Source organism: Shinella sp. WSD5-1 (assembly GCF_963942435.1).
Lineage (GTDB): Bacteria > Pseudomonadota > Alphaproteobacteria > Rhizobiales > Rhizobiaceae > Shinella > Shinella yambaruensis.
The window spans coordinates 244,631-258,385 of sequence record NZ_OZ012598.1 but is presented as its reverse complement, the minus strand read 5'-3'; the positions used below and the strand labels follow the sequence as shown (position 1 = coordinate 258,385).

Sequence of the window (13,755 nt, the reverse complement as noted above, 5' to 3'; positions counted from 1 at the left end):
CTTTCCTCTCTCCTTGCGTTTGCTGGCGGACGCTCAGTCGCGAACGCGATATTTCTCGACCTTGGCAAGATCGACATCGATGCCCATGCCAGGCCCCGTCGGCACGACGATCGCGCCATCGACGAACTGCATCGGCTCGACCAGAAGGTCGTCCTTGTAGTAGATGCCGCCAACCTGGCCATGCTGCGCCTCGGCCGGCGTCGATACGGGAATGACGCAGGACAAGGTCACCGCCGGTGACGCGGCGGCGAGCTGGACATTGGCGAGGTTGCCAATGCCGGTCTCGATCGATCCGTTGACGTTGCAGAGGATGCCGGCGGCCCGGCAGACCGCGCCCACCTCCATCGCCTTGTAGAGGCCGCCCGCCTTTGTCGTGTAGATCGAGACGATCTGGATACCGCCATTCTGGACGATCTGGATGGAATCATGGGCATTCCAGGCCGATTCGTCGGCCATGACCGGCGCGTCGATCCGGCGCCCGACCTCGGCGATCCGCTCGATGCCCATCACCGGCTGCTCGACATATTTGAGCCCGTTCTTCTCCATCTTGCGCACGGTCTGCACGGCCTCGCCCGGCGTCTTGTAGCCCTCGTTGGCATCGACGCAGATCTCGACCGCATCGCCGGCGACCTCCCGCACGGCATCGACCATGGCAACGTCCCGCGCCGGATCGACGCCGATCTTCACCTTGATCGTCCTGACGCCTTCCGCGACCAGCTTGGCGACCTCGGACCGCGCCTCTTCGATGGAGATCAGGCCGATGGAATGGGTGACCGGCACCCGTTCACGCGCCTTGCCGCCGAGCAGGGTGTGCACGGGAACGTTCAGCCAGCGGCCGGCAAGATCATAGGCCGCAAACTCGACCGCAGCCTTCGAATAGGGATAACCACGGATGATCGCATCCATCCGGGCATGCAGTTCCGCGAAATTGCCGAGTTCCAGCCCGATGACCGCGGGCGCGAGATAGGTGTCGATGACCGCGCGGGTGATCATGGCGGATTCGCCGAAATAGCGGCCGAATTCCCCGCCCCAGTCCTTGAGCGCCGGCGCCTCGCCCCATCCGACCCGGCCGTCGCTATCGGTCATCCTGACCATGACGTAGCGGCCGATGACCTCGGTGAGGCCCGCCCACTTGTGCTCGCGCCGCGTGGGCAATTGGACAATCAATGTTTCGATGGACTTGATCGTTGGCACTGGCTCCACCTTCTCCTTGTCGTCGCAGACATCTCGTTGTAAAATGCGATCATCTATTGTGATCACACTTTATGATCATGATTTGGAATGTCAAGGATGGCCGGATCGATTTTTTGCACCGGCAGGCGGGAGGGAAAACATGATCGTCGAAGCGACCAACTACTTCGCCAGGGAGGGCCTGGCCGACGCGGTGCTCGAGCAGCGCCGCAAGGCAAGCGAGATCAGGCGCGGGCTCGGGCTCGAGCCAGGGCTGATCCTCGTCAAGCTGGAAGGAGACGGTCCCGATGTCCGCTGGGAGTGCAGGTTCGCGTCCAGAGCAGCATATGAAGCCGACCGGGCAGCCAGGGCCGCGTCCCCCGACTTCGAGGAAGCACGCAGAGCCATGCATCGCCTGCTGGCAAAGTTCGAACGGCACGTCAGCCAGGAAGCCGACGCGGTGCAGAACCGCTGAGATCCTCGCCTCTGCACCGGAGAGCGCCATTTTGAGTGACGGCGTGTAAACCCGCAAAGACGGGTGCAGATATCGCCGTCCGTTGCTTTGCCCGTCCACCCTGAAGGACATGCCGCATCGTCCAGCGCCGAATGCACGCCTCCAAAGAGCTGCCCATGACAAAATTATCGCTTCCTCATCTGTCACGACAGGCAGGCATGCTTCGGCGATCGCACTTGCCGCCGAAGCACTGAGGCCGGTGCGGTATCCACGGCAAGCCGGTCGTCCCATGCAAATCTGGCCAGTTCAGCAACGGCCTTCGAGGAGAGGGCGGGCCCTTCGCACGGAAACTTCTTCGAAGGCCAAAAGCACCCATCCGTAAAGCGCGAGCGAGCAGCATCGCTTCGTCCTCACCGCAGGCGGTCAGCCGTTCGGCGACAGAGCCACATTTCTGGGTTTCGCGAGATTGCCGGCACCCGGTCCAGACAAGCCCTAAGCGCTTACAATATTTCAGCTTTTTTAACACCCAGCCGGGTAATCTGCGGCAGTCTCACAGGAGACGCTGAAGAGAGCACGCAGACTAGTCCATGGCAAACAACTAGAGTGTGCGAGCGGTTTAACCGTTTTTTTCCCGTCAAAACAACACCGCTCGCAAAATCTCCACAATGCCGGATAAGCTTGCCTTATCGGTCGTTGTGTTCATTATGAAGCAATGAGCCGAATCGACGACCGCAACAGCGAACTTCATCCTCCGCAGACCTCTGCACCGCCGCACAGCGCGCCGGCCGTCGACGGCATGGCCACCGCCGTTGCCGCGCCGTCCGCCTCCCCTGCCCTGCCGGCCCACCTGCAGGACCTCACCGAACGCGCCCGATCCTATGTCGAGGCCGCCAGCGCCGCCAACACGCGAAAGGCCTACGCCTCCGACTGGAAGCACTTTTCCGCCTGGTGCCGCCGGCAGAACGTTTCCCCCTTCCCTGCCGACCCGCAGGTCGTCGGCCTCTACATCACCGCCTGCGCCTCCGGCACGGCAGAGCGCGGCGGCAAGCCGAAGACCGTCTCCACCATCGAGCGGCGCCTTGCCGCGATCGGCTGGAACTGCGCGCAGCGCGGCCAGCCCCTCGACCGCAAGGACCGCGCCATCGCCACGGTCATGGCCGGCATCCGCAACCGCCATGCCGCCCCGCCGCGCCAGAAGGAGGCCCTGCTTCCCGAGGACCTCATCGCCATGCTGGAGACGCTCGACCGCGGCACGCTGCGGGGCCTGCGCGACCGGGCCATGCTGCTCGTCGGCTTTGCCGGGGGCCTGCGCCGTTCGGAGATCGTCGGCCTCGACCTTGGCCGCGACCAGAGCGAGGACGGACGCGGCTGGATCGAGATCTTCGACAAGGGCGCGCTGGTGACGCTGCGCGGCAAGACGGGCTGGCGCGAGGTCGAGATCGGCCGAGGTTCCTCCGATGCCACCTGTCCCGTCGCCGCGCTGGAAACCTGGATCCGCTTTGCCAAGATCGCCCGCGGCCCCCTCTTCCGCCGCGTGACGGGCCGGGGCAAGGCCGTCGGTCCGGACCGGCTCAACGACCAGGAGGTGGCGCGCCTCGTCAAGAAGGCGGCGCTTTGCGCCGGGGTGCGCGGCGACCTGCCGGAGGCCGAGCGGATGCAGGCCTTCGCCGGCCACTCGCTGCGCGCCGGGCTCGCCTCCTCGGCCGAGGTCGACGAGCGCCATGTCCAGAAGCATCTCGGCCACGCCTCGGCCGAGATGACCCGCCGCTACCAGCGCCGCCGAGACCGCTTCCGCGTCAACCTCACAAAGGCCGCCGGGCTTTAGCCGAGGGCCGGCCCGGTTCGAAGCCGGTTCCTCAGAGACTGTGCAAGCTCGGTTTTATGAGCCTCCTATCGCCGGCATTAGGGCGGTGGCTAGAACCGGCCAGGAAGACCCCTGCCCTCTCGGCGAGACGGGTAACGTCCCTGCGCCATCAGTTGACGGATGGGCCGCACGACAGAGAAGGGCTTGCGCGCGTCGCGGGGACGGGGCCAGTATCGTCGGGGCCGGCTGGGGAGGGTTCCATGGTGCGACGGTTCACTGCAGCGATCTCGTCCCTTATCCTCGCCATGGCCATTCCGGCCCAATCGAGCGTACCAAAAGGCTGGTTTCTGCATGAAGACCAAGCGCCGACGCTGACCCTAGCCTATTATGACCCCTCCTCCGGCGACGTGGTGTTCGCCGTGACCTGCACTGGCCAAACGTCGATGGAGCAACGCCTTGTCGATCTGTTGCACGGTGGTTTCACGCTGGCCTCGGACGGACAAGAGATGCGGACATTCTCGACGACCGGGCAGGATCCCGTGCATGTTCGCAACCTCACCGAGGCATGCCGAGGCTAGCACAATTTTAGCAAATGTATGGCCTAGCCGGCATTCTCGACTGGCACCGCCTTGCCATTCGCGCGCAGCAGCGCCATGAGCATGGGGCCGAGCGAGAACTCGCCGCGTGCCGCTTTCCGTGTCAGGTCACGCAGATAGCCGCCGGGCGAACTGATATGCCCCGCCCTTTCGAGAATGCAGGCGATCGCGACGGCCGCGTTTTCGGGTCCCATGGTTTCGCAGGCCTCCTGATAGGCTGATGGGCTGACCCCGAGCATCGAGCGGACGACCACGGCGGCCGCCATCAGGTCCCGCCAGCGGGAAATTGCCCCGTCCGGTCCGTACATCCCTATTTCCGGGCACGCCCGCAGCACCATGCCCAACGGGAATGCCCTGCCCGGTTCGGCTGGACGCTCCCGGTTGGAAACCGACGGTTCGCCCTGCTCTTTTTCAGAGCTAGGTTCAAGTTCATGGATGGAGTCGGATTTTGAATTTTGTATATGCTGACGGTATTCGACATCATTGGTGTCGGATTTTTTCGAAATAAGCTGATCTTCCAGCATGTTGACGATCTCATCGCGCAACAGGGCCAATTCGTCGAGGCATCCTTCCAGCTCGGTTGCCTGTTTTGCGAAACGCAGCCGGGCGACAGCCGCCACATAGTGATCCTCGATGAGGCTCCAGTCGCCGGCAGCCCCCTCCTCCATCGCCGCGGAGATCAGCTTGCGGATATCCCGACGCGTGATGGAGATGCGTTCCCGGACGATCTTCTGGTGCCGGCGCTCCTCAGCCACCTGCTGGGCCATCCGTGCAAGCTCTTCCGAGCGCGCGAGCAAGGGCGCCAGGCTGAAGCCATAGGCGGTCTCGATCACGCCATCCCTCCCCTTTCGCGCGTAGCGCTTGCCATTGGGGCTGTCCTGGCGGTTGATGAGGCCCGCCTGAACGAGGAGCGACAGGTTCTCACGAAGGGTCGTGCCGGCAATGCCGTTTGCCCGTGCCGAGAGCTGCGCGTTGGAAGGAAAGACGATCAGATTGGCGTCCTCCTTCAATTCCACCTCGGGATGGAACGATAAAAGCGCGTTGAGAACGGCTAGCGCCCGGTCGCGCAGGCCCATCAGGGAACGCGCATCGCAGGCGTCACGATAGATCTTCCACTTGTCGGCGGATTTCCCGCGTTTGATATTGGCCGCCTCGAACTGGTTTTTCACCAGCGCAAGCGTCATCGGCCGCCGCCCGAAGGGCGTCGTCACATATCCACTCTGCATTTCCTTCACCTTCCAAAAGGCAAAAGAAATCCGCTCACCAAAAAGGGTGCCAAAGACTCTTGACTGTGATTCGTGGAAATGCGATTCTCGGGGTGCTTAGTTCTGAGAGAGGCTTCCACGTGGGCAACCGCTTGGGGGCCTTTTTCTTTTGCTGTTCAGTCTCCCTTGTTTTCCTCGTCCAGGAACTGCGCATAGAGCGAGTCCAGATTGCGCGAAAGAAAGTCACCGAAACGGGCGGCATTCTTCGCCTTCATCGACAGCGAAAAGACCTTGCCGCTGTTCTTGATCTCCGCCAGCACAGTCTTGTCCTGCGGCTCCCACTTGGCCTTGGTCGAAGCGGGCTCGGCCTTCCGGACCGGGCGTGTGCTCTTGTTCAGCGCGGCATAGAGCGCCAGGAAGCGCTCGTCCGGCGCCAGCGCCTGAAAGTCGGCGTCACGGACGATGCCGCGCACCTTGTCATTGTTGGATGCCTTGCCGGCGAGGAGCGAAAGCTCAACCCAGCGTTCCCGCCCGATGCCCGGCGCCGCACCGATCGCGCGGATGATGTCGGCCGGGATGCGCTCAGTGACGGACATCATCTTGGAGATCGCTGCCGCATTGGCGGCCAGTGCCGAGGCAATGACCTCCCGGTCATAACCGAGATCCTCCAGGCGCCGCGCGAAGAGCGCCCGCTCGATGAAGGTCAGGTTGGCGCGCGCGGAGTTTTCCTGGCCCTGCGCGATGACGTGAGTGCGGTCGTCGATCGACTTGACGACTGCCTTGACCTTGCGGCCGAGCTCCCGCGCCGCCCGCAACCGCCGGTGACCGAAGACGACCTGGTAGCGCCCGGCCGCCGTCGCATGGGGCCGCACGAGGATCGGCGTGTCCTGGCCCCGTTCGCGGATTGCCTCGACGAGCTCTCGGAAATCGTCATTGTCCTGCGCCAGGCGATCCTGCACAAAGGAATCGTCGATCAGGTCCGGATCGAACTCGACGACCGCTTCCCCTTCGAGGAAGCGGTCCGCCTGCTTGGCAAGCTCGTCGAGCGAGCGGACAAGCGACTTGCCGGCGCCCCGCATGGGATAGGAAGCGGCGACGGTGCTGTCGTCGGTCAGGGCCGCCAGGCCTTCGAGGAGATTCTTTCTTGCCATCTTGTCAGTTCCGATAGGCCTCAGCCTATTGTTTTTCCTTCAATAAATACCGATTTTGTCAGCCGACAAATCAGCGCCCCCACGAACGGTGGATAAGATCTGTGATTTCCTCATTGACGGCGTCGAGCGATTCCAGCGCGCGGTCATAGGTTGCGCGATTCATGGCGGCGCGTTCGACCTCGTAGAGCGTCTGCTTGGTGATGCCGGCATCGGAGACGGCCGTGGATTTCACCATCTGGTTCTTCAGCATGAACTCGTGGAACATGGTCGACATGAAGCCGACCATCTGCGCCTGCGGCACATCCATCGGCTCGTAGCGGGTGATGAGGTAGCGGTACCAGGAAAGATTGACCTCGGCCCCGGCCGCGCGGATCGGCTTCAGAATGCCGCCCAGCATCAGCAGGAACTGGCCCATCGACATGACGTCCAGCATCTGCGGATGGATGGTGATGAGCACGCTGGTCGCGGCCGTCAGAGCCGTCAGCGTCAGGTAGCCGAGCTGCGGCGGGCAGTCGATCACCACGACATCGTACTTGTCGTCCACCTCCGCCAGCGCCCGCGAGATGCGGGTGAAGAAGGTCTTGCCCTCGTTCGACGATTTGTCCGCCATGGCAAGCGGCGTGTCGTATTCGTATTCCTGCAGGTCGAGATTGGCCGGAACGATATCGAGCCCGGGGAAATTGGTCGGCCGGATGATATCGGCAAGAGCCTTCTTCTCCCCATCATAGCGGATGGCATCGTAGATCGACGCCACCTGGTCGAGCTCCGGCTGAAAGCCGTGCAGGGAGGAGAGCGAGGCCTGCGGGTCGAGATCGACCGCCAGCACCCGATGCCCGGTCAGGGCGAGATATTGCGCCAGATGCGCCGCGGTCGTCGTCTTGCCGGAACCGCCCTTGAAGTTGACGACGGCAACCACCTGCAGCTTCTCGCCATTGCGGCGATGCGGCACATACATGCGGCTTTCCGAACGGCCGTGCTGGTCGAGATACTGGCGCAGCTCCAGCATCTGCCCGGCCGTATAGGAGCGGCGGCCGGAAGGCGAGGTCTGCGGGGAGGGGCCTTTGCCGTCGAGATGCAGTTTCTTCAAGGTGCTCTGCGAAACACCGACATAGTTCGCAACCTCGGCCAGCGAAAACGGCCGCAAGGTCTTCCTTGCATTCGGCGGGAATCGTTGCACGCTGAGCAGATGCAGCTTCTTCGAGATCAGATCGCCCTGTTCGAGGATTTGGTCCTCGAAATTCACGGGGTTGTGCACCGAAGCGCTGGGATTAGCGTTCATGAACGGTCATTCTCTCAGATAACGATTTTCAGCCGTAAAAGGCTACATAAGCGTGATTATGTGCGATTCTCTAGGGGGGGCAAGGTTTTTAAGGTTAACAACCTGCCAGCCGGCTGACATGAAACGGCAGCGAGAAGCTAACACCTTGCCGCAGCTTTGCTTTTTCACCCAGCCGCAGGCGACCGCCGCGCGCCTTCCGATGCTTCGCGGCGCCCTTGCGTCATGGTCGCGCCGGCGGCCGACGATCCGGGCGGCCGAATCGCGTTTCATCCTGCCATCCGCGTCGCATTCCGCCCATGCCTTGCGACAATGGAAGGCCCATCGACAGATTTGTCGGGATCAGGCCTTGTTGGAGACAGGGATTCGATGATGCATTCATGCGAAAACCCGCGGCAGGCGCGAGGCCTGCCGGGCGAAGCACGGACCGGTTCGAGGAGCCCGCGATACAATGAGCAAGTCCAACTACAAGGACATTGCCCGCCTTGCCGGGGTCGGCACCGCGACGGTGGAGCGGGTATTGAACGGGCGTGGCGGCGTGCGCCCCGAACTGACCGAGAAGGTGGTGATCGCCGCCCGCAGCCTCAACTATCCCCGCACGCTGCCCGATGCGCATCGCGGCTTGCTGCGCATCGAAGTCCTGATGGTCCGTCCCGAGACGACGTTCTACCGGCGCCTGTCCAAGGCGTTCGAGCGCATCGCCGCGACACTGGATCCCTTGGTCGTGGTGCATCGCAGCTTTACCGAGGAGATGAACCCGGAGCAGATCGCGCGCCATATCCGCTCGACTGACCTGCCGCGCGCGGGCCTCATCCTCGCCGTGCCCAACAGCCCGCTCATCAAGGCGGCGGTGGAGGCGGTGGCGGCCCAGGGCGTGCCCGTCGTACATGTCGTCACCCGCGCCTCGGAAAAGACCGGCGCCTTCGTTGGCATCGACAACCAGGCCGCCGGGCGGACGGCCGCCTGGTTCATCGGCCGTATGGCCCGGGCAGAAGGCCCCGTCGTCGCCCTCTGCCATCCGATCTATCAGGTGCACCGCGACCGCATCCGCGGCTTTTCCGATTATTTCGCCGCCCATCCCGGCCCGATCGCCTTCGAATGGCTCGGCTTCACCCGGGATGAGGAGCATTTCAGCGCGGAGACCCTTGCCATCGCGTTGGAGAAATATCCCGGTCTCGTCGGCCTCTACAATGCCGGAGGGGCCAATTCCGCGCTGATCAGCGTGCTGCGTCGCCATCCACGGGGCAGGGACATCCTGTTCGTCGGGCACGAGCTGACCGATTATACCCGCGCGGCGCTCAGCGAGGGCATCATGGATGTCGTTCTCGACCAGGCGCCGGAAGCACAGGCCCAGCGCGCGCTCGATCTCGTCCTGCGCCGCATCGGCCTGACGGATGTCGAACCAGACCCAAGCCCCATCCGCTTCATCACCATCACCGCCGAGGGCCTCTGATCTGATTTGATCAAAGAACCCTTCGGCATTCCGGCGAGCTCTTGATAATTTCCAAGTCGGGAGGAAAGCCGGCATTGCGCAAGGCGCAACGCGGCGAGCGGCGCGGCATGCGCTCCTTCCAACAGGGAAATTCCGCGGGTGCCGATGCACCCGCACGTCCGAGGGAGAGCGCAATGGACGATCTGCAATACGGAACGCGCAACAAGCGCGGGGACTGGGCGCCGAACCAGCCGGTGGAAACCGCGCCGCTGTTTACCTTTCCGCCCCGCTTCCTGGCGATCCTCAAGTGGTTGCCGCACTATTTCTTTCCGTGGAACGCCATCTTCGCGGCCTCTGCCGTCGCCTACTGGGCCTGGGTGATCCCGCCGGTTGAGACGATGCAGACCCTCGGCATCGGCTGGGCCGCCTGGCTCTATGCGGTGAATGCGGTTTGCGTTCTTCTCTTCTACGGCGCCTTCGAACTGCATCTCTATGTGCTGAAGCGGCAGGAAAACCGCTTCAAGTACAACGGAAAATTCCCCGCCGACCAGAAGAACAAGGCCTTCTGGTTCGAGAGCCAGAACCTCGACAACATCCTGCGCACGTTCCTTTCGGGCGTCACCATCTGGACGGCGATCGAGGTCGCCATGCTCTGGGCCTATGCCAATGGCTATGCGCCCTGGCTGAGCTTTGCCGAAAATCCGTGGACGCTGGCACTCGTCGCCCTTGTGGTGCCGATCATCCACGAGTTCCACTTCTTCTGCATCCACCGGCTCATCCACACGCCGTTCCTCTACAAGTGGGTGCATTCGGTCCACCACAATTCGGTGAACCCGTCGCCCTGGTCGTCACTGTCGATGCATCCGGTCGAGCACCTGCTCTATCTCGGCACCGCCTTCTACCACCTGATCCTGCCGTCGAACCCCGTCCTGATGCTCTACCAGCTCCACTATGCCGGCTTCGGCGCCATCCCCGGCCATGTCGGCTTCGACAAGGTGGAGGTCGGCGAAGAGACGCTGGTCGACAGCCATGCCTATGCGCACTACCTGCACCACAAATATTTCGAGGTGAACTACGGCGACGCCCTGATCCCGCTCGATAAATGGTTCGGCACCTGGCACGACGGCTCGGCGGAAGGCGAGGCCCGCATGCAGGAGCGCTACCGCAGGCGCAAGGAAAAGCTCGCCGCCCGCAAGGCCCGCGCTGAAGTCCAGGGAGCCGCCGAATGACCTGGGTTCAAGCCTGCAAGCTCACCGATATCGAACAGGAAGGCGCCATCCGCTTCGATCATGGCGGCCGCACCTACGCGATCTACCGCGCGCCGGACGACAGCGTCTATTGCACCGCTGGCCTGTGCACCCACGAGGCGATCCATCTTGCCGAAGGGCTGGTCATGGATTTCGAGGTGGAATGTCCCAAGCATTCCGGCGCCTTCGACTATCGCACCGGCGAGGCCCTGCGCCTGCCGGCCTGCGAGAACCTGAAAACCTATCCCGCCGAGGTGATCGACGGAGAGGTTCGCGTCGCCCTCGGCTAGGGCGGCGTGCCGACAAGCGGGCCCGTCGGGCCTCCGGAGTGCGAGCGGGTGGACCGGCACCCACATTGGGAGGATACCATGAAATCCATGTGCCTGGCGGCCGCTCTGGCCGCCTTGATGGGAAGTGCTGCCGCAGCCGAGACGATCGGCGTCTCGATGCAGAGTTTCGACAACAACTTCCAGACCCTCTTGCGCGAGGGGATCGGCGCGCGGGCCGCCGAGATCAATGGCGTCAATGTCCAGATCGAGGACGCCCAGACCGACATTTCCAAGCAGCTCAACCAGGTGAACAACTTCATCGCCGCAGGGGTGGACGCGATCATCATGACGCTGACGGACACCTCCGCCGCCCCCGGCATCAGCGAGGCCGCCGAAAAAGCCGGCATCCCGCTCGTCTATCTCAATCTCGAGCCCGACAATGTCGGCGCGCTACCGCAAAAGCAGGCCTATGTCGGATCCAAGGAGACCGATTCCGGCGAACTTGGCGCAGAGGCCGCCTGTTCCCTGCTGAAGGAAAAGGGCAAGGCGAGCGATGCGCAGGTCTACATCCTGATGGGCGACCTTGCCCACCAGGCCTCGCGCGACCGTACCTCCTCGTTCAAGGACGCGCTGGCCGCCAGCGACTGCAAGGGTGTCACCATCGCTGACGAACAGTCCGGCGCCTGGACGCGCACCAATGCCATGGACCTGACGACCAACTGGATCACCGCCGGTCGGCCCATCGATGTGGTTTTCGCCAACAATGACGAAATGGCGATCGGCGCGATCCAGGCCCTCAAGGCAGCGGGCGTCTCCATGGACGACGTGATCGTCATCGGCATCGACGCGACGCAGGACGGTCTTGCCGCCATGGCGGCGGGCGACCTCGACGCGACCGTGTTCCAGAATGCCAAGGGCCAGTCGGCAAGCGCGGTGGATACCGCGGTGGCGCTGGTGCGCGGCGAGGCGATCGAAAAGCAGGTCTGGGTGCCCTTCGAGCTCGTCACGCCGAAAAACATGGCCGACTACGCCAGCCGGAACTGATCCTCCCCGACCGGCGCCCCGCGCCGGTCCCTTTCCACGGAGACCAGCATGGACGATATCGTCATCATCGGGGCGGGCGAGGCCGGCACCCGCGCAGCCTTCGCCACCCGCGAAACCGGCTTTTCCGGCACCGTCACGCTGATCGGCACGGAGCCGCACCTGCCCTATGAGCGTCCGCCGCTCTCCAAGCCACTGGACGGAGCCGTGCAGATGAAGGCGATCTGCACGGCCGGGGCGCTGGAAGCCGCCGGCATTGCCTATCACCAGGGCCTCGCCGCCATCCGCATCGACGCCGCCCGCCGCAGCATAGCCCTCAGCGACGGCCGGATATTGTCCTATGGCAAACTCCTGCTTGCCACCGGCGCCCAGCCCCGCCGGCTGGCATGCCCCGGCGCCGAGCGCGCGCTCGACTTCCGCACCTATCGCGATGCCGAGACCCTCTTTTCCCGCGCCGAAACCGGCGGGCCTGTCGCCATCATCGGCGGCGGGCTGATCGGCATGGAGCTTGCCGCGGTACTGCGAGGCAAGGGCATTGCCGTCAGCATCATCGAGGCAGCATCCAGGCCGCTCGGACGGGCGGTTCCGCCACGCTTTACCGAAAGGCTGCATGCCCGGCACCGGGAGGAGGGCGTGCATTTTCATCTCGGTCTCGGCATTGCCGAAATCACCCCCGATGCCGTCATGCTTGCCGATGGCAGCCGCGTTCCCGCCGGCACCGTCATCTCGGCCATCGGCGTTCTGCCCGACATCTCGCTTGCCGAGAGGGCGGGGCTCGCAACGGCGAACGGCATCCTCACCGACAGCTTCCTGCGCACGAGCGACCCGCATATCTTCGCCGCCGGCGATTGTGCCGCCGTTTCCCAACCGGGCGGCGGCGCCATGCGGTTCGAGAGCTGGCGCAATGCGCGCAGCCAGGCCGAGACGGCCGCGCGGAACATGACCGGCGCCCACGAGGCCTTTGCCGCCACGCCCTGGTTCTGGTCCGATCAATACGATCTCGGCCTGCAGGTGGCAGGCCTGCCCCAACCGGGGCACCAGAGCATCCTGCGACCGGTTGCCGGGGGCGAACTGGAATTCTACCTTGCGGACGGTCGCCTCGTGGCGGCAGCCGGCCTCGGCGCCGGCAACGCGGTGGCGAGGGACATCAAGCTGGCCGAGATGCTGATTGCCGCCGGCATCCGTCCCGATCTCCCGGCGCTTGCCGATCCGGCCGTCAACCTCAAGGCGTTTCTCAAGAGCGCCCGGGCCGCCTGATGCAGATGCTGCTCGTCTTCCAGTCGCTCTGGGCCATGGAGCGCCGCCATACGGATGGCCATGAGCGCAGCCTTGCGGAAAACATCGCGATGATCGCAAGGGCAGGGTTCGACGGTGTCAGCGCGCACTATACCAACCGCGCCGATGTCACCCGCCTTAACGAAACACTAAGCGGCACCGGCCTGAAGATCGAAGGCGTCTGCTTCCCCCGCAGCGTAGACGACCTGCGCCTGCCGCTGGAGCTGGCCACCGAATTCCCGGTCAGCCATATCAACCTGCAACCCGATGTCCGCCCGCGCCGGATCGAGGATTGCCTGCCGCTTCTCGACGGATGGATGGAGCTTGCCGAAAAGGCAGGCGTTCCCGTCTATATCGAGACGCATCGCGACCGGATGACCACGGACCTCTACTTCACGCTCGATCTCCTCGACCGGCGGCCCGACCTGCCGCTTCTCGCCGACCTCTCGCATTTCCTGGTCGGCCGGGAGTTCGCCTTTCCGGTCTCGCAGGAGAACCATGCGCTGATCCGGCGCATCCTCAACAATGCCCAGGCCTTCCACGGCCGTGTCGCCTCGCGCGAGCAGGTGCAGATCGAAATCTCCTTCCCGCATCACCGCCCCTGGGTCGATCTCTTCCGCGCGTGGTGGGACTACGGCTTCCGCGACTGGCGCTCCCGCGCAGCCGAGAACGCCACGCTGGTCTTCACCTGCGAGTTGGGGCCAAAACCCTATGCGATCACCGGTCGGGACGGCAACGACACGACGGACCGGTGGGAGGAGGCGCTTCAGCTCCGCGGGATGGCGCTCGATCTCTGGGCTGCCAGTGCCGCGCCCGCTCGGGATGGTTAACGAAC

The 13,755-nt window shown here is 64.0% G+C and carries 13 protein-coding genes; 9 read left to right on the top strand and 4 right to left on the bottom strand.

What is annotated here, in order from left to right; translation table 11 throughout:
• Positions 1 to 33: 33 nt before the first annotated feature.
• A complete protein-coding gene (locus AABQ55_RS27975) occupies positions 34 to 1,194 on the bottom strand; it encodes a mandelate racemase/muconate lactonizing enzyme family protein (protein WP_244770668.1) in 1,161 nt (386 codons plus the stop codon).
• Between the two features lie 139 nt (positions 1,195 to 1,333).
• Between AABQ55_RS27975 and AABQ55_RS27970 the strand changes: the two genes are divergently transcribed.
• The 3 genes from AABQ55_RS27970 to AABQ55_RS27960 all read left to right on the top strand — a co-directional run bounded on the left by AABQ55_RS27970 (position 1,334) and on the right by AABQ55_RS27960 (position 4,006).
• Entirely contained in the window at positions 1,334 to 1,645 is a 312-nt protein-coding gene (locus AABQ55_RS27970; RefSeq protein ID WP_272808262.1) for a hypothetical protein, read from the top strand.
• A gap of 691 nt (positions 1,646 to 2,336) precedes the next feature.
• Positions 2,337 to 3,449: a tyrosine-type recombinase/integrase gene (locus tag AABQ55_RS27965; RefSeq protein WP_272808263.1), complete on the top strand. Its 1,113-nt coding sequence runs from the start codon at positions 2,337 to 2,339 to the stop codon at positions 3,447 to 3,449.
• Positions 3,450 to 3,688: 239 nt separating this feature from the next.
• Complete coding sequence (locus AABQ55_RS27960; RefSeq protein WP_272808264.1) at positions 3,689 to 4,006, top strand: hypothetical protein; 318 nt, start codon at positions 3,689 to 3,691, stop codon at positions 4,004 to 4,006.
• Between the two features lie 23 nt (positions 4,007 to 4,029).
• On the opposite strand, the gene repC is transcribed toward AABQ55_RS27960, so the two are convergent.
• The 3 genes from repC to repA form a co-directional block, all read right to left on the bottom strand.
• Positions 4,030 to 5,250: a plasmid replication protein RepC gene (gene repC / locus AABQ55_RS27955; RefSeq protein ID WP_272808449.1), complete on the bottom strand. Its 1,221-nt coding sequence runs from the start codon at positions 5,248 to 5,250 to the stop codon at positions 4,030 to 4,032.
• A gap of 155 nt (positions 5,251 to 5,405) precedes the next feature.
• Positions 5,406 to 6,380, bottom strand: coding sequence for a plasmid partitioning protein RepB (repB, locus tag AABQ55_RS27950; protein ID WP_272808265.1), 975 nt, complete (start codon positions 6,378 to 6,380; stop codon positions 5,406 to 5,408).
• A gap of 70 nt (positions 6,381 to 6,450) precedes the next feature.
• Entirely contained in the window at positions 6,451 to 7,659 is a 1,209-nt protein-coding gene (gene repA, locus AABQ55_RS27945) for a plasmid partitioning protein RepA (protein ID WP_272808266.1), read from the bottom strand.
• Between the two features lie 448 nt (positions 7,660 to 8,107).
• Between repA and AABQ55_RS27940 the strand changes: the two genes are divergently transcribed.
• The 6 genes from AABQ55_RS27940 to AABQ55_RS27915 all read left to right on the top strand — a co-directional run bounded on the left by AABQ55_RS27940 (position 8,108) and on the right by AABQ55_RS27915 (position 13,750).
• Entirely contained in the window at positions 8,108 to 9,109 is a 1,002-nt protein-coding gene (locus tag AABQ55_RS27940; RefSeq protein WP_272808267.1) for a LacI family DNA-binding transcriptional regulator, read from the top strand.
• 173 nt (positions 9,110 to 9,282) lie between these two features.
• The gene (locus AABQ55_RS27935) at positions 9,283 to 10,317 is read left to right on the top strand and encodes a sterol desaturase family protein (RefSeq protein ID WP_272808268.1); all 1,035 of its coding nucleotides are present in this window, start codon (positions 9,283 to 9,285) and stop codon (positions 10,315 to 10,317) included.
• Positions 10,314 to 10,625, top strand: a complete 312-nt coding sequence (locus tag AABQ55_RS27930; protein ID WP_064333906.1) for a MocE family 2Fe-2S type ferredoxin — start codon at positions 10,314 to 10,316, stop codon at positions 10,623 to 10,625. Before AABQ55_RS27935 ends, AABQ55_RS27930 begins: the two co-directional genes overlap by 4 nt.
• Positions 10,626 to 10,703: 78 nt before the next feature.
• The gene (locus AABQ55_RS27925; RefSeq protein WP_272808269.1) at positions 10,704 to 11,648 is read left to right on the top strand and encodes a substrate-binding domain-containing protein; all 945 of its coding nucleotides are present in this window, start codon (positions 10,704 to 10,706) and stop codon (positions 11,646 to 11,648) included.
• 48 nt (positions 11,649 to 11,696) lie between these two features.
• Positions 11,697 to 12,902: an NAD(P)/FAD-dependent oxidoreductase gene (locus AABQ55_RS27920; RefSeq protein ID WP_272808270.1), complete on the top strand. Its 1,206-nt coding sequence runs from the start codon at positions 11,697 to 11,699 to the stop codon at positions 12,900 to 12,902.
• Complete coding sequence (locus AABQ55_RS27915; RefSeq protein ID WP_272808271.1) at positions 12,902 to 13,750, top strand: sugar phosphate isomerase/epimerase family protein; 849 nt, start codon at positions 12,902 to 12,904, stop codon at positions 13,748 to 13,750. Before AABQ55_RS27920 ends, AABQ55_RS27915 begins: the two co-directional genes overlap by 1 nt.
• Positions 13,751 to 13,755 lie beyond the last annotated feature (5 nt).

Coding starts and splice junctions, on each gene's coding strand:
- AABQ55_RS27970 (WP_272808262.1), top strand. CDS start 1,334: ATGATCGTCGAAGCGACCAACTACTTCGCCAGGGAGGGCCTGGCCGAC.
- AABQ55_RS27965 (WP_272808263.1), top strand. CDS start 2,337: ATGAGCCGAATCGACGACCGCAACAGCGAACTTCATCCTCCGCAGACC.
- AABQ55_RS27960 (WP_272808264.1), top strand. CDS start 3,689: ATGGTGCGACGGTTCACTGCAGCGATCTCGTCCCTTATCCTCGCCATG.
- repC (WP_272808449.1), bottom strand. CDS start 5,250: ATGCAGAGTGGATATGTGACGACGCCCTTCGGGCGGCGGCCGATGACG.
- repB (WP_272808265.1), bottom strand. CDS start 6,380: ATGGCAAGAAAGAATCTCCTCGAAGGCCTGGCGGCCCTGACCGACGAC.
- repA (WP_272808266.1), bottom strand. CDS start 7,659: ATGAACGCTAATCCCAGCGCTTCGGTGCACAACCCCGTGAATTTCGAG.
- AABQ55_RS27940 (WP_272808267.1), top strand. CDS start 8,108: ATGAGCAAGTCCAACTACAAGGACATTGCCCGCCTTGCCGGGGTCGGC.
- AABQ55_RS27935 (WP_272808268.1), top strand. CDS start 9,283: ATGGACGATCTGCAATACGGAACGCGCAACAAGCGCGGGGACTGGGCG.
- AABQ55_RS27930 (WP_064333906.1), top strand. CDS start 10,314: ATGACCTGGGTTCAAGCCTGCAAGCTCACCGATATCGAACAGGAAGGC.
- AABQ55_RS27925 (WP_272808269.1), top strand. CDS start 10,704: ATGAAATCCATGTGCCTGGCGGCCGCTCTGGCCGCCTTGATGGGAAGT.
- AABQ55_RS27920 (WP_272808270.1), top strand. CDS start 11,697: ATGGACGATATCGTCATCATCGGGGCGGGCGAGGCCGGCACCCGCGCA.
- AABQ55_RS27915 (WP_272808271.1), top strand. CDS start 12,902: ATGCAGATGCTGCTCGTCTTCCAGTCGCTCTGGGCCATGGAGCGCCGC.